General features: G+C 68.0%; 20 protein-coding genes. 7 read left to right on the forward strand and 13 right to left on the reverse strand.

Features of this window, described 5'->3' with window-relative positions; genetic code table 11:
• From ACFW22_RS20815 to ACFW22_RS20860, 10 genes are all read right to left on the reverse strand, one after another.
• On the reverse strand, window positions 1-4,199 hold a 4,199-nt coding region (locus tag ACFW22_RS20815), incomplete at its 3' end, for a phage tail tape measure protein (protein WP_386406687.1).
• Window position 4,200: 1 nt separating this feature from the next.
• On the reverse strand, window positions 4,201-4,509 hold the full coding sequence (locus tag ACFW22_RS20820) for a hypothetical protein (RefSeq protein WP_384871466.1): 309 nt from the start codon (window positions 4,507-4,509) through the stop codon (window positions 4,201-4,203).
• 26 nt (window positions 4,510-4,535) lie between these two features.
• On the reverse strand, window positions 4,536-5,138 hold the full coding sequence (locus ACFW22_RS20825) for a hypothetical protein (RefSeq protein WP_384871463.1): 603 nt from the start codon (window positions 5,136-5,138) through the stop codon (window positions 4,536-4,538).
• Window positions 5,135-5,644, reverse strand: a complete 510-nt coding sequence (locus ACFW22_RS20830) for a hypothetical protein (protein ID WP_384871460.1) — start codon at window positions 5,642-5,644, stop codon at window positions 5,135-5,137. The genes ACFW22_RS20825 and ACFW22_RS20830 overlap by 4 nt, the downstream gene beginning before the upstream one ends.
• Window positions 5,645-5,772: 128 nt before the next feature.
• Window positions 5,773-6,213 (reverse strand): hypothetical protein, encoded by a 441-nt coding sequence (locus ACFW22_RS20835; RefSeq protein WP_384871456.1) that lies wholly within the window; start codon window positions 6,211-6,213, stop codon window positions 5,773-5,775.
• On the reverse strand, window positions 6,210-6,485 hold the full coding sequence (locus ACFW22_RS20840; protein ID WP_384871453.1) for a hypothetical protein: 276 nt from the start codon (window positions 6,483-6,485) through the stop codon (window positions 6,210-6,212). Before ACFW22_RS20840 ends, ACFW22_RS20835 begins: the two co-directional genes overlap by 4 nt.
• Window positions 6,482-6,925: an HK97 gp10 family phage protein gene (locus ACFW22_RS20845; RefSeq protein ID WP_384871451.1), complete on the reverse strand. Its 444-nt coding sequence runs from the start codon at window positions 6,923-6,925 to the stop codon at window positions 6,482-6,484. The genes ACFW22_RS20840 and ACFW22_RS20845 overlap by 4 nt, the downstream gene beginning before the upstream one ends.
• Window position 6,926: 1 nt before the next feature.
• Window positions 6,927-7,319, reverse strand: a complete 393-nt coding sequence (locus ACFW22_RS20850) for a hypothetical protein (RefSeq protein WP_384871448.1) — start codon at window positions 7,317-7,319, stop codon at window positions 6,927-6,929.
• Window positions 7,316-7,717, reverse strand: a complete 402-nt coding sequence (locus ACFW22_RS20855) for a DUF6093 family protein (protein WP_384871446.1) — start codon at window positions 7,715-7,717, stop codon at window positions 7,316-7,318. The genes ACFW22_RS20850 and ACFW22_RS20855 overlap by 4 nt, the downstream gene beginning before the upstream one ends.
• Window positions 7,717-8,133, reverse strand: coding sequence for a DUF6093 family protein (locus tag ACFW22_RS20860; RefSeq protein WP_386406696.1), 417 nt, complete (start codon window positions 8,131-8,133; stop codon window positions 7,717-7,719). The genes ACFW22_RS20855 and ACFW22_RS20860 overlap by 1 nt, the downstream gene beginning before the upstream one ends.
• 351 nt (window positions 8,134-8,484) lie before the next feature.
• Between ACFW22_RS20860 and ACFW22_RS20865 the strand changes: the two genes are divergently transcribed.
• Complete coding sequence (locus ACFW22_RS20865) at window positions 8,485-9,141, forward strand: hypothetical protein (RefSeq protein ID WP_386406699.1); 657 nt, start codon at window positions 8,485-8,487, stop codon at window positions 9,139-9,141.
• A gap of 181 nt (window positions 9,142-9,322) precedes the next feature.
• Here the strand turns inward: ACFW22_RS20865 and ACFW22_RS20870 are convergent, their stop codons facing one another.
• Window positions 9,323-9,544 (reverse strand): DUF397 domain-containing protein, encoded by a 222-nt coding sequence (locus ACFW22_RS20870; RefSeq protein ID WP_384871438.1) that lies wholly within the window; start codon window positions 9,542-9,544, stop codon window positions 9,323-9,325.
• 3 nt (window positions 9,545-9,547) lie between these two features.
• A complete protein-coding gene (locus tag ACFW22_RS20875) occupies window positions 9,548-10,381 on the reverse strand; it encodes a DUF5753 domain-containing protein (protein ID WP_384871436.1) in 834 nt (277 codons plus the stop codon).
• A gap of 419 nt (window positions 10,382-10,800) precedes the next feature.
• Here ACFW22_RS20875 and ACFW22_RS20880 point away from each other — a divergent pair, with 419 nt between their 5' ends.
• The 4 genes from ACFW22_RS20880 to ACFW22_RS20895 all read left to right on the forward strand — a co-directional run bounded on the left by ACFW22_RS20880 (window position 10,801) and on the right by ACFW22_RS20895 (window position 12,767).
• Window positions 10,801-11,232 (forward strand): hypothetical protein, encoded by a 432-nt coding sequence (locus tag ACFW22_RS20880; protein WP_384871434.1) that lies wholly within the window; start codon window positions 10,801-10,803, stop codon window positions 11,230-11,232.
• A gap of 136 nt (window positions 11,233-11,368) precedes the next feature.
• Complete coding sequence (locus tag ACFW22_RS20885; protein WP_384871431.1) at window positions 11,369-11,563, forward strand: hypothetical protein; 195 nt, start codon at window positions 11,369-11,371, stop codon at window positions 11,561-11,563.
• Window positions 11,560-12,156 (forward strand): class I SAM-dependent methyltransferase, encoded by a 597-nt coding sequence (locus ACFW22_RS20890; RefSeq protein WP_384871428.1) that lies wholly within the window; start codon window positions 11,560-11,562, stop codon window positions 12,154-12,156. Before ACFW22_RS20885 ends, ACFW22_RS20890 begins: the two co-directional genes overlap by 4 nt.
• Window positions 12,157-12,305: 149 nt before the next feature.
• Window positions 12,306-12,767 carry a DUF6082 family protein gene (locus ACFW22_RS20895; protein ID WP_384871426.1) on the forward strand — a complete coding sequence of 154 codons (462 nt, stop codon included), beginning with the start codon at window positions 12,306-12,308 and terminating at the stop codon, window positions 12,765-12,767.
• A 453-nt stretch (window positions 12,768-13,220) separates the two neighbouring features.
• Here ACFW22_RS20895 and ACFW22_RS20900 read toward each other — a convergent pair whose 3' ends face one another.
• On the reverse strand, window positions 13,221-13,502 hold the full coding sequence (locus ACFW22_RS20900) for a hypothetical protein (protein WP_384871424.1): 282 nt from the start codon (window positions 13,500-13,502) through the stop codon (window positions 13,221-13,223).
• Between the two features lie 244 nt (window positions 13,503-13,746).
• Between ACFW22_RS20900 and ACFW22_RS20905 the strand changes: the two genes are divergently transcribed.
• Window positions 13,747-14,508 carry an XRE family transcriptional regulator gene (locus ACFW22_RS20905; protein WP_384871421.1) on the forward strand — a complete coding sequence of 254 codons (762 nt, stop codon included), beginning with the start codon at window positions 13,747-13,749 and terminating at the stop codon, window positions 14,506-14,508.
• Window positions 14,509-14,525: 17 nt separating this feature from the next.
• The gene (locus ACFW22_RS20910; protein WP_384871418.1) at window positions 14,526-15,722 is read left to right on the forward strand and encodes a M20 family metallopeptidase; all 1,197 of its coding nucleotides are present in this window, start codon (window positions 14,526-14,528) and stop codon (window positions 15,720-15,722) included.
• The last annotated feature ends 16 nt before the right edge of the window (window positions 15,723-15,738 follow it).

The raw sequence follows: 15,738 nt of genomic DNA on the forward strand, positions 1-15,738 counted from the left end.
GACTTCGCCGCGTCGTTCGCGGCCTTCGCCTTCTTCTTGTCCTTCACCGCCTGCCCGGCCAGGAGTTCGGCGTCGGCGTCGCCCTGTTCGGCGAGGAGCTTCGCCAGGTCGCCGTATCCGCTGGCCGCCAGCGTCGCGAGGTTCTTCTCGAACGTCTTCTGGTCCGCGACCGCCGCCTTCAACTGTCCGGTGAAGTCGCCCAGGGTGGCCTTGGACGCGTCCGCCAGTGCCCGCAGGTCCGCGGCCATGTCCTTGAGGTACTTCGAGCTGCCGGTGGCCATCTTGCGGGTCAGCTCGATGCCGTCCTCGCCCATCGCTTCGAGGGCGTCGGCGACGTCCTGGCCGGCTCGGCGGGCCACCGTCTGCAGGTCGGCACGCCAGCGGCGGGCCACCGACACGGCGCGGTCGAGGTTCTTCGCGAAGAGATTGAGGTCGAACTTGCCCTTCTTGTTCTTCGAGTCCCCCGCGATCCCGGACAGGTCGAAGAGCTGCGGGGACTGGGGCACCTCGTAGTCGAAACCGCTCAGACCGCCATTGGCGAACCACTGGATGGAGGAGGGGTCGCCGCCGAGGCGCCGTACGGTCTCCTGCACGATCGCTCGGGACCTCGGCCGCTTAGAGCGGTGGAGGGGTACGTAAGCCTCGCCCCCCGTCTCGTCCTCACCCCACACCCTCCAGGAACCGGCCGGTGCGATCTGCGCGACGTGCTGCTCGCGGACGCCGCCTTGGGCGTAGAAGTCGAGGACGCTGCCACGGGCCTGGGGTGCCTGGATCTTGTCGGGCACCCCGTTCGCGTCCCTGTCCCACGGCGACGACTGCCGCTGGAGGATGATCGGCACGATGATCGGGGGCGGCTTCTGCGCGGTGACACTGACCGTGACGGACTTGCTGCCGGGGATGTTCTGCACGGACACGCCGATCGCGTCGAGCTGCGCCTTGACCGCCGCCATGTCCCCGGACAGCAGTGCGGACGTGAGCGCGGCGGCGGCTGCCGAGCCCTTCTGCTGGGACACCTGGGCGATCAGGGAGAGGGCGCCGGACCACTCCTCCCGGGCAGCGGTGCCCGCGCCGGCGAACGCGGCCACGATCTGCTGGAGCTCAGCCTCGGGCACTGGGAGGTCTGCTCCCCATACCTGCTGCAGGCTGGTCATCGCCCGCTCAACGTCTCCGGACAGCAGCGCGTCCTCGAACGCGCCAGCCGCGTCGATGCCCTTCTCCCTCGCGATGGAGGCGAGGATCCCGAGGCCCTTCCGGAACCTGTCGCCCGCCCCCTTGACCGTCTTGTCGACGGCCTTGTCGAGGTCTATCAGAGCCATGTCGCCGAGGACCTTCTTGAAGGCCACCGGATCGTTACGCTCGGACGCCTTCGCCCATGCGCGTGCAGTCTTCTGCCCGTACTCTTCGGCGATGCGGGCGGTGTTCTCCAGGCCGATGCGGTATCCCTCGTTGGACCGCTCCATGTCCTCCAGGACGATCCCGCGGAGCTCGTCGGCAACCTTCGTGTTGCCCTTCTTCAACTGCTCCGCGAGTTCATCCAGCATCGGAGCGGCGTCGATGCCGAGCTCGGCGAAGTGGTCCGCGAGGTCGACATAGCCCTGGACCGCCAACTCGCTTAGGTTTCCCTGGAATTCGCGCTGCGCAGTTTGCTGTCTGCGCAGCTCGTTCATGTAGTCCTGCAGCTTGACCTTGGCGGTGTCAGCCTCTTTCCCCGCCTTCCGCAGCGATTCCGCGACCTTCTGCTGTGCCGAGCGAAACGCTTCGGCCGGCTCGACTGCCGACCCCACGACTTGGGCGAGTGCACGCATCTCGTCGGTGATCTGCGCGGCACCGTTCTTATCGACATTCGCCAGCGACATCAGGTCGAAGAGACCACCGGTGTTCGCGGCCTGCTGCTTGATGCGGGCGGCAACGATCGCCTGCTGGTTGGCGAGGTCCGCTTCCTTCCTGACCGCGTCGGTCCATACCTTGTGCCGCTCGTCGAGGAGCTTCTTCGCCTTGGACCACTGCAACAGGTCGTTGACGTTGCCGGACTTCTCTCGGCGCTGCACTGCCCGGGTGTAGGCCAGGGCGTCCTGATCGAGGCGGGACTTGAGCGCGGCCAACTTCCCGCCGCCCGCGGTGATGGCGTCGATCGCTTCGGTCGCGCCGATCCCGACCTTCTTCAGGTCCTCCAGCGCCCCGTCAGCCGTGAGCTGGTCAACCAGCTCACGGAGTCCAAGCCCGGAGCCACCCTGCTCGCGCTCGGCCTGCAGCGCCTTGGTCAATTCCTCGGTGGCATCCTTCGCCTTCTGCTTCGACGCCGTGTAGGCCGCGTATCCGGCGATGCCGAGGGTGAGCACCGCGAACAGCCCCGACACGGCGAGACTGGTGCCAGCGAGGAGGGTCGGCATCCCCGTACCGGAGGTCGCCGCCGCCGCCTGCGCGATACGGAAGGCCGCAATCTGGGCGGTCACCTTCTGGTAGGCGGAGCGCAGCAGCAGCACGCCGACCGCCGTGGCGGCGATCACCGCGAGGGTGGACTTCATCGGGCCGGGCATGTCCTGAACGGCGCCGACCACCGTGTGCAGGACCGTCCCGACCGCTTTCAGCGCCGGAATCAGGGCGCGCCCCAGGTCGATTCCGAGCGCCCGCGCCTGGTTGGCGGCCAGCTGCCACTGTCCGGCCACCGTGTCTGTCTGGATCGCGTACGCGCGCTGGGTGGCGCCCGCCCTCGCCACCTCGACCGCGATGCCGGCGTAAGTGTCGCGGTAGTTCTGCCCGTCGGCCGCGGCGAGGGCAAGGGCCGCGCGAGTGGCGCGGATGTCCTTCCACATGTGCTGCAGGCTCTCGGCGGTGCCGCCCGCCGCCGTGTTCAGCTTGTTGACCACCACGTACAGGCCGTCCTGCCGCAGGGCCGCCGACGCCGACTCGTAGCCGAGGTCGCGGACGACGTTCCGCAGTTCGGAGGTCGGCGCCATCATCCGGGTGAGCAGCATGTTCAGCGAGGTTGCGGTCTCGGCCGCGGGGATACCGGACAGCGTGACCGCTGCGAACGCAGCCGATAGGTCATCGAACTCAACACCGGCCGCTGCCGCCATCGGCACCACGTCGCCGAGCTGCTGCGCAAGTTCCTCGAAGGAGACGACGCCAAGGTTGACCGTCTGGAACATGGTGTCCATGACGTCCGTCGCCTGGCTGGCGGGCATCCCGTACGCCTTGAGGACACCGAGCAGCGCGCGGGCGGCTGTCTCCGACGTGGTCAGGCCGGCGGCAGCGCCCTCGGCTGCGACCTCCAGGATCTCCAACGCCTCTTGGCCATCGAAGCCTGTACTGACGACCTGATACAGCCCCTCCGCGAGCTGCTGCGCGGTCTGCGGAAGCTTCGTGGACAGCTCCACGATCTGGTCGGTGAACTGCTCGATCGTGTCGCCGTTGATCTGCTGGCTGATCGTCATGACGTTGGCCATCTCCCGTTCCAGGGCGATCGCCTGCGCCACGCCGACGCCGAGAGCGGCACCGAGGACGAGAGCGTGCTGCGCCGACCGGGCCGCCGCGTGCTCGCGGGCCTGCGCTAGGTCAGCTTCGGCCTGCATGGTGCGGGCCGCGGCAGCCTGCCGGGCGCGGGCAGCCTGCGCCGCCGCTTCGTCCTGCTGGTGTGCCGCCTGCCGAGCGCGCTCCGATGACTGCGCGGACAAGCCGGCCGCCCGTGCTGCAAGGGACTGTGCCGTCTGCACCCGCTGCACCGCCTGCGCGTGAACTTCCGCGGCCCGGGAAGCGGACTGCTGTGCCGCTGCCGCGGTCCGGGCCGCACGTTCCGCGTCCCTCCCGCTGGCCGTCGCCGCCCGGCCGGCCATCGTCTGCGCGACGGCCTGCGCCCGTGCGGCCCGCTCACCGGCCTGCACCGCCGCGGCCCGCGCCGTCTCCGCTCTCGCGGCCGTCTGCGCGGCAACCGTCTGGGCCCGCCCCGCGCGCTGCTGGAGCTGGGCAGCGCGCCGAGCCGCCGCACTGGCCCGGCCCTGCGCCGTCACCATCTGCGCCGACGCCTCCGCCTGCGCGCGTGCGAGCGCCTGGGAAGCGACCCTCACCTGGTTCAGGCGGCCGGCCGTCGCGCCGAGTTGCCCGTCGAAGGCGCGCAGCTGTCCCGCGCCCTGTCGCAGGCCGGAGGCGAGGCCCCCGGTGGACGCGAGCAGGTTGACGTACAGGTTGTAGCCGGAGGCCACGTCAGGCTCCCTCTCTGGGCCTCAGCCCGATCTTCACCCCGCGCCCCTCGGCCCCCGAGGGGACCTGCTCCCGTTCCATCTCGATCAGCTCGCACCCCACACAGCGCACCGGCTCGGGTACGTACGCGAAGCGGTCACCGCCGAGTTCGGGGTCCCACTCCGCCATACGGGTTCCGCAGCCATCGCACGTCGCCCGCTGATACGCCTGCCAGGCCAGGGCCTTGGCCCGGTCCAGAGCGGTCCACCGGCCGCCGGTGTCCGCGCCGAGGTACTGGCTGTGCGGGATGCCGTACGAGGCGCACAGCTGCATCTCGGCGCGGAACTGGGAGTCCTCGATCAGCCTTTTCCCAGGTCAGCCCGGGGGGTCTGGTTAACGAGGAGCGCCGCCGTGAACAGTGCCTTGGCGTCGGGGTCCGACCACGTGTCCAGGAGTTCCTGCGCCTCCCCTGCGGTCATGCCGTCCGTCGAGGAGGCGGAGATCAACGCGGCCGGGAAGGTGTCCACGTTGTACTCGTGCCCCTGGTCGGCGCCCTGTTCCGTCGGCGGATGCTCCTGCAGAAGGTCCTCCCACACCGGCCGGGGAAGGGCGCGAAAGGTCAGCGTGATCGTGGCGTCCTCCAGCGCCGCGTTCGCCTCGACGAGCTTCGAGTCGGCAGCCAGGACGTTCGGCTGGCCGCTGATCCACGCCTCGCGCTGCTCGGCCGGGATCTCCTCGGCATCCGCTCTCCGGTCGGCGTCCGCGCGGGCCTTTGCCAGCCCGAGCGCCGCTTCCGCGACCGCCTTCTTCGCCTCCGGGTCGTCGGCGAACGTCGCGGTTCGCTCAAGGAGCTTCCGCCTCCGCAGGCGCTCCATCTTCGCCGCCCAGTGCGCGTCGCGGGCCACCACGTGCGCCGGCGGCTCGGCAGCCACAGCAGTCCCCTCCGGCTGCTTGCCGCTCACGCGCCACCACCCGAAACAGCAGCGGCCGGGATGGCGCTGTCGAGCGCCGGCTTGGAGGTGATGTTGAAGGAGACCCGGAACTTCGCGGGCTCGGCCGCCGTCGTGTAGCTGGCCGACCGGGCGCCAACACGAACCGAGAAGGTGTCCATGGACGGCGATGCAGGGATGTCGCCCTTCCGGAAGATCACCACGTACCCCTCGACGCCCTTGCTGAGGAGGGTCTCGACGCTGGAGTCCTCCCTGTCCTCGTAGAAAGTCAGCGCGCTGTTCTCGGCCTTGTCCTCGCCGGGAATGGAGCTGGTGTAGTCGGTGCCCATGTCCGGGGTGTCGATCGGCGTGTTCTCCAGCGCCCACCCTTCGACGTCGCTGATGCGGTCGGACAGCTCGGTGCCAGCGATGATCTCCTCACGGGACGGGCCGATCTTCGGGTTGGCGATGGTGGCGAGGAAGAAGAACTTGCTCACGCCACGGCGCATGAACCGCTTCTGAGTGGTCAGCTCGGGCATCTGGGTGACTCGCTCTCCGGGGACTGGCCCAGAGCACGCAGAGGCCGTCCCCATCAGGGGATTCGGCCCGTCACGTCGTGCGAGCGTCCGCGTGTACCTCCGCGGTGAGGAGTATCAGGTCGGCGTGGTCACCTGGTGGTGGTGACGTGCACGGCGAACCGATGGACATAAGAGTACGTGGAACCGGCGACGCTCATCCCGTCCTCGCGATCAAGCTCCCGTCCCATCACCGCATATCCGGCCGGAACGTTGATCGGGTACTGCCAGCCGGAGCCGTCTGCCCTGCGGCCGAGGAACGCCGTCCGCACCCGGTCCGCCCCGGACGACGCTGCCTCGGGACTGTTGCCGACGGTGGTTACCTGGAAGAGCATCCGTGCGTCGGCCGCCTGATCACCAAACGGCGGACCGCTCACGGCCTGCCCCAGCTCGTACAGCACGTGGTAAGGGAGTTGGGCGCCGGTCGGCTGGGACTGGCTCGTCGGAACCGTGCTGTACCCGCAGGACCGACCCGACGCGGCCACGATCGTCTGGATGACCGCTTGGGCCACCTGCCTGCCGGGAACGCTCACTCGTCCTCCTTGCTACGGAGGTGGGCGATGACGGCGTGGCCGACCGAGTTCGCTTCGAGTTCCGTCAGCGCGTACCGCAGCATCCCGATCCGGTCCCAGACCGGTGTGCCGGCCGGTGCCGCCACCGTGAACAAGCCCAGGTCACCGCCGCGGTCGATCACCTCGATGCTCAGCGTCATCCGCGACAGGATGCCGAGCCCGAGCGTGGCCAGGACCTCGCCGACGGCGCCTTCGAGGGCTTCGGTGAACTGCTCTTCCGACACTCCGTTCACGTCTGCCCGCCTCCCTCCGCGACCTGGCGCATCCCCTCCAGGAACAGCGGCCGGATCGCCTCGACGGCGGGGCCGACGTGGGGGTAGGGCCGCTGGGCGTACGTGCGGCCCAGCGCGTCAGTGCCGACGAATCCGTACTCCAGCCTCCTGGCCTGCGGCTTGTTCGTGCCCACCACGCCGATCACATCCGTGCCCGATGCGTACACGGCGTGCGACCACGACCTCCGGTAGTCACCCGTCGGGGCGTTCGGCCCGGGTCTGCCTGACGCATTGGCCTTGACCCGGGTCTCCAGCAGCATCGCGAAGTGCCGCACGAGGGCGACGGAGTGCGGAAGTACCAGGGCAGCGCGCCGGTCCAGCGCCGCCGCGATCTGCGCGCCGTTGGTGTAGAGCCCGGCGTCCGGGTGGGCGTTCGGGTGCGGATTCAGGATCCCGGCCATCTCAGCTCGGCTCCCATCCGGCCCACTGCCCGCGGGCCCACTCCCCCAGTAGTTGCAGCATCGCCCTCGTCAACTCGTTCGGTCTGCCGTCCTGCAGGTCGTGCCGGGCGAGCGCCGCCTGTTCGAGCTGGGCGGCGTCGATCGCCTGGAGGAATTCCGCTGCCGCCGGCCCCGGGTCCGGCGGAACGCCGACGACGACCCGCGCCAAGCCCTCCAGCTCCGTGGTGCGGTGGGCAGCCAGCTCCAGCACGACGGTCGGCTCCCGCCCGGCCTCCTGCTGCACGTGGTAGGAGTGCAGCAGTCGGGACACGTCCTGGCCGTCGATCTCCACGGTCGGCCGCGCCACGTCCGCGACGATCCGCACGTGGTGCAGCCCTTCGTTCTGCTCGCTCACACGCCCACCGCCAGTGCACCGGTCTGCTCGTCCAGGCGCGTCACCCGCACGACTTCCACCGTGGACGCCTGGGTGCGGGCCTCCACGAACCAGGTCCGACCGGCGAACCCCTCAGCTCCCTGGATCACGCCGACCTGGTCCCCCGGGTCGGCGATCGGCGCGGAGAGCGGCGTCATCATCTGGTACCAGGCTGACGCCTCCCCCAGCCAGTCCGCTCCCAGGAGCTGCCGAACCACGATCTGGCCGTGCGTCGACAGCAGCGCGCCCGCGCCCTCGTAGATCGTTGCCCAGACCGGCGCCCCGTCCTCGGGGTCGGTCTTGCCGGTCGGCCGGCGCACCCGCACCGTGTCCGTCATCAGGTTCTCCAGGTCCGTCCGGACCTGCTCCAGGTCGACCATCAACTCCCACCGTTCGCAGTCGTGTCGTACGTCAGCCAGGTAAGGCGAAGCACCGGGGCGCTGGACCGCTCAACCGCTTGAACCCTCCACTTGCGGCCTACCGCGTCCGGATCTGCCGACGCGATCAGCGTCACGGTGTGCTCCAGTGTGGGCACCGGTGCCGAGAGCGGAGTGAACATCCGATACCGCCCCATCTTCGAGACAGGAGTTCCCTGTCCGTCCTGCACCGTCACCGTCACGTCTGACGCATGGTCCGGGAGGACAGCTCCTACCCCTTCCCACAGCACGATGTCTGGTGTCGTCTCCCACGTGTCGGGGTCGAAGGTGCCCGGAATGTAAATCCTCACCGTGTCAGTGCAGACGCGCTTCTCGGCCACCGCGCGAGCACGCGCAAGAGGGTCGGCTGACATCGTCATGGCCTCAGTATGCGCAGCTCAAAGCCTTCTATGCAGCGATGACTTCACAGCTCGACGTAGCCGGAATCCCGGCCTTTCCCGGTCATGGTTGATACCCACCCAGCCTTCCTGGGGCGACGGAAATATCTTCGCTACAGGACCTGACGCACGGCGGCTCCACGTCACCACGCACTCCCGCATCCGGGGTTACCGTGCTCCTACCAACCTGGGCCCTTTCCTCGGGGCCCTGAACAGTCTGGGGGGACCTTGAGAAGACGGACTGTCACCGCGGCGGCCGTGGCCGCGTTGGCGCTGACCGCGTGCTCAAACGCTTCGTCGGAGGGGAAGTCAGGGCACACCGCGCCTCCGCCGGTGATCACGGAGACTCCGCCACCGCTGATCACGACGGCTCCAGAGGTCGAGTACACGCCCATGCCCATCACGGCGTCGATCGAGTGCACGGGCATCGACACCGAATTCAGCACCCCCGACCAGGCATGGTCCGGCAAGTACCACCTCTGCGAAGGCACCGTTTCCGGGGACGAACTCAGCCCGAAGGAGCAGAAGGCCCTCACAACCGCATACGGCGAGAGCGACGATGGCGACATCAGCCCGCTCGGCACCCTCTACTCGATGTGCGCCCAGAACGCGACCGACAGCTTCGGCTACCTCGAGGACGCCGGCTCGCCCGAGCAGATCGCCGAAGTCCGTGGCGCACTCCTTCTGTGCCCCGACCACCCGCAAAAGGGTCGCATCACAACGCTGCTGGCCAGCGCCGAGAAGGACAACCGGCTCTTGGCAGAGGGCAAGATCTTCGGGTCCGGCGTCCTCACCGTCGGTAAGGACGTGCAGCCCGGTACCTACGTCACCACCGACGTGGAGAACTGCTACTGGGAACGCACCGACCGGAACGGCAACCCGATCGACAACTACTTCACTGCCGGCGCCGCCCGTGTCCAGGTGACGATCCGCGCCAGCGACTACTCCTTCAACAGCGAGGGCTGCGGGGAGTGGAAGCCCGTCGAGTGATGGCGACACATTCCTGCTCGCCCACCCAGCCCATGCCGCCATGTCACATGCACGTACGAGAGCACTGACGCAGGCCCATCGGGATAGGTAGGCTCACACAGCCCGAGGGTACAGATACACGAAGCGGCCCGGCCTCCCCCTCATACGGCGTGGGGGAAACCGGGCCGCTCGGCTATGCACGTCAGGCGGAAAGTTCACCCGCTGCCACGCTGGTCACGAAGGTGGACCAGGCGGTCGGCGAACTCTCGAAGGCCGGGCCGTTGCTCTGCTTCGAGTCACGGGTGCCGATGGTGCCGCGCTCGGTGAGGTCGGCGACCTCGACGCAGCTGTTGCCGTTGCCGCCGCTGTACGACGACTTGAACCAGTCGCCGGCGGGGGCGAGGTCCAGGGAGGTGAGGGCCATGTCTCAGATCTCTCGGGCTAGTTGGTGCAGGAATTTTGACGTCTCTTCGGTGGAGAGAGCGCCATCCCGCAGGGCATCGAACCTGCGGGAGTACGTACGGATCTGGTCCGCCTTGTCGGTCATCCGCACCTCACCATCCGGCATGTCCATCTGCACGATGGTCGGAAGTCCCTCATCGAAGTCGAGGACGGCGAAGTCGGACGGGCAACGGTAGGTTGCCTTGTCCAGCGGAATCATGTGGATGAACACGTTGGAGCGGGTGGAGAGGGAGGCTAGCTCCTCGTACTGCTCGCGCATCACCTCCGGACCGCCGACCTCGCGACGGAGAGCAGCCTCATCGAGTACGACTCGGAACTCAACCGGATTGTCCCGCGTCAGGATCTCGCGGCGCTCCATGCGTACCTCGACGCCACGGATGACCTCCTCGGTGGTCATCTCATCGACGGGCTTGTGAGTGGCGAAGAGCGCCTCGGCGTACCCCCTGGTCTGAAGCAGCCCGTGGACCACGTTGGGCTGCCAGGCCCTTATCGCCTCCGCACCGTCTTCCAGGCCGACGTAGATCTTCATTCCGGAGGACATGGTCCGGGCGTAGGAGGACCACCATCCTCGGGTCTGGCCGTCCCGGTGCAGGTCGGTGAAGTGCTTGAGGTCACCCTTGTCGGTGATACCGAAGTGCTCCAAGACCGTGATCAGGTCCGCGGCCCTGCGGAACGCGGACTGGCCGAGCTCGACGCGCCTGTACTGCGCCTCGGAGATCTCCAGGCCCTCCACGGCCGCCTTCGGTGTGGAGAAGCCGGCCTGCTTACGGACCTGGGTGAGCTGCTTGCCGAGCTGCATTCGCCGAACTGTCGGCCCAGTAGGCGCCGCCACGTGCTGTCCTCCTGTCTCATCAAGTTCGCCGGATCCTGCCTACAGTCCGGCTGATGCGAGTGACGGTCCTGCCAATTTAGGTGACAGTTCGGCACTTTCGGGGGACTGTTCGCCGGATCGGGACATCGGCCCCGAGTTTTGCACCTCACGTCCTCCTTGCAAAGCCCATGACATACCCAACGGCATATGCCATTTCAAGTGGAGTTTTCACTTGGGGGTTGCAAAGCAACTGTCGCATGGAGGACGGTAGTTCCGCTACGGAAAGCAACCGGCCCAGTCGCAAATCGTGACTGTGTCAGTCACTTCGCTGCGGCCGTGCGGCCATGGCCGCCGCCCAGGTCCTGGAACAGCAGCCGTTACCCAGTCCCGACCAGCCGAGGTCGATCATGAAGATTCACCAGAGCACCACCACGCTCGTAGAGGCGGCCAGTCCGGCCCGAAAGCGGCTGGAGCGGTTACGCCGCTCCCTGAACAGCGACACCACCGGTGGGGGTGCGGGAAGCCGGGTGGTCCTGTACGTAAAAACCCTGCCGGGCGAAGACCCGGAGCCACACTTCCAGCAGCTGCGCGCCAAGGCAGCCGGCCGGAAGTGGGCCGTGCGGTGCACGATCCACGATGACTCAGGAGAAATCGTTCCCACCCAGAGTGCGGCGTGGAACGAGCTGATGAAGGCCTTGGCCGGCGGCTTCGCCCGAGGCGTGCTGGCCCCGACGTACCGGCACATCAGCGTGGACGAGGCGTACTACGAGACCGCGCTCTATGGCGTCCACAAGCACCGCTGCTTCACCTCGCTCCTTGTACCGGAGCCGTCGACTTGAAGGAGCCCAGCCCGCTGGCTCGATGACCGCGGTGTGGGGTGGCGCCAGATCCTCGGCCAGATCCTCTACGTCGTCCTCGTCAGCGCGCTCGTGATCACGCTCGCCCTGTACGGAACAAGCCTCTGAGGAGTGCACGATGAGCGCGCTGGACATGCGCACCCCCGGCCGCGCCTTGGCCGCGATCGTCCCTGAACCCGCCGAGCCCCTGGCAGTGAACCTGTTCGACGCCGCGCTCGGGGACACCGTCGAGCGCCGCTTCGAACCGGCCCGGCTGCACCGCGTCACCATCACCCCCACCAACGATGCTCATGAGCAGAGGGGCTGTTCATGATCCTTGTCCCCTCCTTCGCCCGGGCTCTGCCCGACTGGGACCTCGCCCACCGGCAGGGGGCGATTCCCCAGCCAATCGGTGAACGCGAGCTGTTCTACTTCCGCGACCGCACTGAGGCCGCTTCCGGTCAGGTCGCGGTCGACGTCGGTACGGGGTTGGGGATGCTCGCCTGCCGGATGGCCAAGTTCGGGCTGCGTGTCACCGGCTACGACTCCTCCGCGACCGCGATCGAGCGCGCGCATCGGCACCACGCTGGGCACTCCACTGCGAAGTTCGAGCTCCACGACTTCAATATCGACCCGATTCCGCCGCGTCTCGTACCGGGCAGCGTCGACATCGTGACCTGCCGCCACGTACTCCAGTTCCTGGACGCGCCCAGGTTCCTCACCGACGTCCGTCGGTGGCTGAGCAGAACCGGGGTGCTGCACGTGACGACGGCCGTCGCCGAGAAGCTGCCCGCCGGCTCGAAGACCCACGCCCTACCCGAGGCCGCAGTGCAGGAACTCGCCATGGGCTGGGCCTCCTGCGACCGCTACGACCTTGCCCCCAACGGCATGGTCACGGCCGTGGTCCTGCGCGGCCCACACGGCTGAACTGCCCCGAACTCGCTCCCTGCTTTCGTGCCTGCTCCGATACCCAAGACGGGGCTGCGAGCCAGGCACGACACCGCCTCCCTCTACCGGGTGCTACCTCTCACCTCAGGAGCTTCCGGGCCCGATCCCACTTTCCCGAAAGGCAGCCCATGAAGACCTCCAACACCATTCTTATCGCCGCCGCCACGGCTGTCGTCGGCATCTGGCGCGCCGAACGTCGGCACCGGGAGGAAATCAACCTCAGCAAGAAGCAGCACCGTCAACAGCTCCGACTCGGCACCGCTGCTCTCCATCAGCGACTGCTTGCGGCCATCGCAGCCGATCCCGAGCACTGGCAGCTCTGGGCCAAGGAAGGCATCACCCCAGAAGAGCTCGGCAAGATGGTGAGAGTCAACAGCCAGGTCAGCCTCACCCACCTCAACTTCGAGCTGGGATTGATTAGTTCGAAGAAGCTGTACGTACAAGCCCGCAGCCTCATGGAGCGGCCCGCCGTCCAAGACTTCTGGAGCAAGACCCGTGCCTTCCGGTCTGAAGAGTGCGGAGACTGGGCCAGCCAGAAGTTCATCTCGGTCTTCGACCGCGAGCACGCCGCGGCCATCATCAATTCCTAGAGAGCACCGCCCCGTAGCCGCCAAGGGCGCCGGCGCTCACACGGCTTGATCCACGGCCTCTTGGCCGACGCCGAGGCTGCCTTCTGGCCAAGGGGTGGCCAGTGCAAGACGAACTCCTGACCGTCCAGACTCCGCCTCAACCTGCCTTCGGAACGACACACCGCGTCCACCACGAAACGCAGCCCAGGCGAACATCACCTCCGTCCGGTCGAGCCACCCTCTCTCCAGCGGACACGAGGGAAGAGCAGCCGGCCTTTCTCCACGACAACCCCAGGCCCCTTGGCAGGAAGCATGTCCATCACAGCCATATCGGTGCAGCCCAAGAGACTCCCAGACTCCAACAGCGCAGGTACCCCGATGGTGTACGCCGACAGTCCTGAGAACGAGGTAGGAAGGGTTGGTGTCTCCTTCGCTAAACGGCGCGCGGTTCTTCTGCACAGTCTGCGTGCCCTCTTACGGCAGCACCCCATCGGTGCGGCCTTGCCAAGCGTCCGAGAACTGGCCGAGCAGCTCGGTCAAGACCAGCGGTACGTGTCTTCGGCGATGGCGCAGTTGGACCAGATGGGAGAGGTCTACAGCCCGGCAAGATTGCGGTGCGGCCAACGACGTCGCCTGGGTCCGCACGAGCAGCACCCCAACGACGTTGCCTTCGACCGGGCCGTTCGATCCGGTATCGAGAGCGGCCGGCACAAGGCGGGCACGCCACTCCCAACCGCGATCCTCGCCCACCAGCATGGCTTGGCTCCGGAGGTGATACCCCGGGCTCTCCGCATGATCATCAGGGACAGGCTAGTGGCCTTCCGGGAGAACCCACGCGGACCTGGCTACTACGTTCTGCCCACAAACGGAGGGTCTGAGTAGGACCAGGGGCGGGCTGTGGTGAGCATGTGCTCCGTCCCGCCCCTTGCACCACCTGTACGACCGGCACAGCGATCTGGACCATCTGGAAGCACGGTGGAGTCGGGAGGAGGCGGTCTCGATGAGCACGCCGACGGGATCGGCGCTCAAGCGGGCGCGGCTGGAGAAAAACCTCACGCTTGAGGAGGTGGTCGCGGAGCTGAATGCGATTACAGGCGGAACAAGCGACACCAGTCAGCTCAGTGCATGGGAGTCTGGGCGGCGGCGAACAGGGCTGCGGAACCGGCGTGGTCTGGTCGAGTTGTACGGGAAGCCGAGCGAGGTGCTGTTCGCTCACCAGGACGGGCGCAGCGGTGTCGCGCAGGCCCTGAATCAGGTACAGGGCACGCTCGTGACGCGGTGGTCCGATCTGGTGGAGGCGATGATCACAGTGGTGTCTGACGCTCGTGAGCACCTGGTGGTGACCGGCAGCCGGAGTCGCGAGAAAGCGTACCTGGGGGCGATCGAGACGGCCGTTGCACAGAACCCGGATCTGGTGCATACCCGTGTGCTCTACGGTCCGCCGCGGCACCCGGAGCTGGCCGAGCACCTGGTGCGGCTGATGGAGTTGAGGGATCCGGCCGAGCGCCGCAACGGGGTCCGGACGCTGAGCATCGGGTTTGTCGAGCGCGGGGAGACGCTGGAGAGGTTCTTCGTGGCGTCGGAGAAGCAGGCCGTGGTGCCGCTGCCGTCCCTACACAGTGCGGACGGCTTCGACTGCGGCATCGTCCTTGAGGGCGAGGCGGCGGCTGGTCTTGTCCATCACGGGCGAGAAGCGTGCGCGGCGGCGCGACTGCTGGGCACGATACGGGACGTGCGGGAACTGCCCGTGCGCCGCAGATAGGAAGTTGGTGGAAGGGCATGATCGGTGGCCCTCGGGAGGTCGGGCAGGACGAGACGATGCGGTCGGTGGTGGGGCTTGCGCAGGAGTTGGTCCGCCGGCCGAGCCGTGGCGGGATCGACGACTACGTCCCCGTTCTTGATGTCCTGGAGCAGTGGTTGACCGGCCGCGCGGTGCCGCACCGGCGCCTGCACGACGGTGCGGGCGCCCTGGTCGGGCTCCTGGCCGAGGTCACCGGTGACCGGCCGGGGCCGTGGTGGACGCTTGACGCCTGTGTGGACACCGCCTCGTACGGGGACCTGACCCGCTGGTCCTTCGCCCCGGATTCCGGCGCGGTCCGGGACGGCTGGTTGCTGGGACGGGGCGCGGCCGACTCCAAGCTTGCTGCCGCGATGTACTGCCACATCGCCGCCGATCTCGCCGCCCGCCCGCGTGCCTTCGCTGGTGGCCTCGCCGTGCTTTTGGACGTGGACGAGCACACCGGCAACTTCGGCGGCGCCCGTGCCTACCTCGCCGACCCTCTTGCCGCCCGGCCGGCCGGAGTGATCATCGGTTACCCCGGCATGGACGAGGTCGTGGTCGGTGGCCGCGGCCTGTGGCGCGCCACGATCGCCGTACACGCGCCGTCCGGGCACTCCGGCTCCAGCCGCACCGTCATCGGCGCCATCACCCGTGCCGCACGCTTGGTGGGCCTGCTCGACGCGGCCGATCTGCCCGGTGCTGACAGCGCCTCGGGGTTTCCGCTTGGACCGAAGCTCACTGTCACTGCCTTCCACGGGGGCGAGGGCTTCTCCGTGACCCCCGACCGGGTCGACATCAACGTCGATGTCCGCACCACCCCCGCCTTCGACGCGCACGACGCCGAAACCCTTGTGCGCAAGGCGGTGGCCGAGCTCGACGCCGAGCTCCCCGCCCCCGTGCCGACGGAGGTCGCCGAGGTGGCGTCCTGGCCGGCGTTCCGGCTGGAGGAAGACGAGCAGCCGGCCGCCGCCCTGCTGTCCGCGGCCCGGTCAGCAGGGCTCGATGTCCGGGCGAAGACCGCGGGCCCCTCGAACATTGGCAACCTCCTCGCAGGGCACGGCATCCCCGCCACGGCAGGTTTCGGCATCCCCTACGAGGGTCTGCACGGCATCGACGAGCGTGCGTCTTTGGCTGAACTCCCTCAGGTGTATGCCGTGCATCAGAGGGCTGTAGTGGATCTGCTGGGCGCACATTGATTGCCCCCACTTTTCC

It is taken from the genome of Streptomyces sp. NPDC058872 (genome assembly GCF_042743065.1).
Lineage (GTDB): Bacteria > Actinomycetota > Actinomycetes > Streptomycetales > Streptomycetaceae > Streptomyces.

What these genes read in the sequence shown, in the direction of transcription:
- ACFW22_RS20905 (WP_384871421.1), top strand. Translation starts at nt 13,747, where the DNA reads ATGAGCACGCCGACGGGATCGGCGCTCAAGCGGGCGCGGCTGGAGAAA.
- ACFW22_RS20855 (WP_384871446.1), bottom strand. Translation starts at nt 7,717, where the DNA reads ATGGTCGACCTGGAGCAGGTCCGGACGGACCTGGAGAACCTGATGACG.
- ACFW22_RS20880 (WP_384871434.1), top strand. Translation starts at nt 10,801, where the DNA reads ATGAAGATTCACCAGAGCACCACCACGCTCGTAGAGGCGGCCAGTCCG.
- ACFW22_RS20895 (WP_384871426.1), top strand. Translation starts at nt 12,306, where the DNA reads ATGAAGACCTCCAACACCATTCTTATCGCCGCCGCCACGGCTGTCGTC.
- ACFW22_RS20870 (WP_384871438.1), bottom strand. Translation starts at nt 9,544, where the DNA reads ATGGCCCTCACCTCCCTGGACCTCGCCCCCGCCGGCGACTGGTTCAAG.
- ACFW22_RS20875 (WP_384871436.1), bottom strand. Translation starts at nt 10,381, where the DNA reads ATGCAGCTCGGCAAGCAGCTCACCCAGGTCCGTAAGCAGGCCGGCTTC.
- ACFW22_RS20910 (WP_384871418.1), top strand. Translation starts at nt 14,526, where the DNA reads ATGATCGGTGGCCCTCGGGAGGTCGGGCAGGACGAGACGATGCGGTCG.
- ACFW22_RS20890 (WP_384871428.1), top strand. Translation starts at nt 11,560, where the DNA reads ATGATCCTTGTCCCCTCCTTCGCCCGGGCTCTGCCCGACTGGGACCTC.
- ACFW22_RS20885 (WP_384871431.1), top strand. Translation starts at nt 11,369, where the DNA reads ATGAGCGCGCTGGACATGCGCACCCCCGGCCGCGCCTTGGCCGCGATC.
- ACFW22_RS20820 (WP_384871466.1), bottom strand. Translation starts at nt 4,509, where the DNA reads ATGCAGCTGTGCGCCTCGTACGGCATCCCGCACAGCCAGTACCTCGGC.
- ACFW22_RS20845 (WP_384871451.1), bottom strand. Translation starts at nt 6,925, where the DNA reads ATGGCCGGGATCCTGAATCCGCACCCGAACGCCCACCCGGACGCCGGG.
- ACFW22_RS20900 (WP_384871424.1), bottom strand. Translation starts at nt 13,502, where the DNA reads ATGCTGGTGGGCGAGGATCGCGGTTGGGAGTGGCGTGCCCGCCTTGTG.
- ACFW22_RS20830 (WP_384871460.1), bottom strand. Translation starts at nt 5,644, where the DNA reads ATGCCCGAGCTGACCACTCAGAAGCGGTTCATGCGCCGTGGCGTGAGC.
- ACFW22_RS20860 (WP_386406696.1), bottom strand. Translation starts at nt 8,133, where the DNA reads ATGACGATGTCAGCCGACCCTCTTGCGCGTGCTCGCGCGGTGGCCGAG.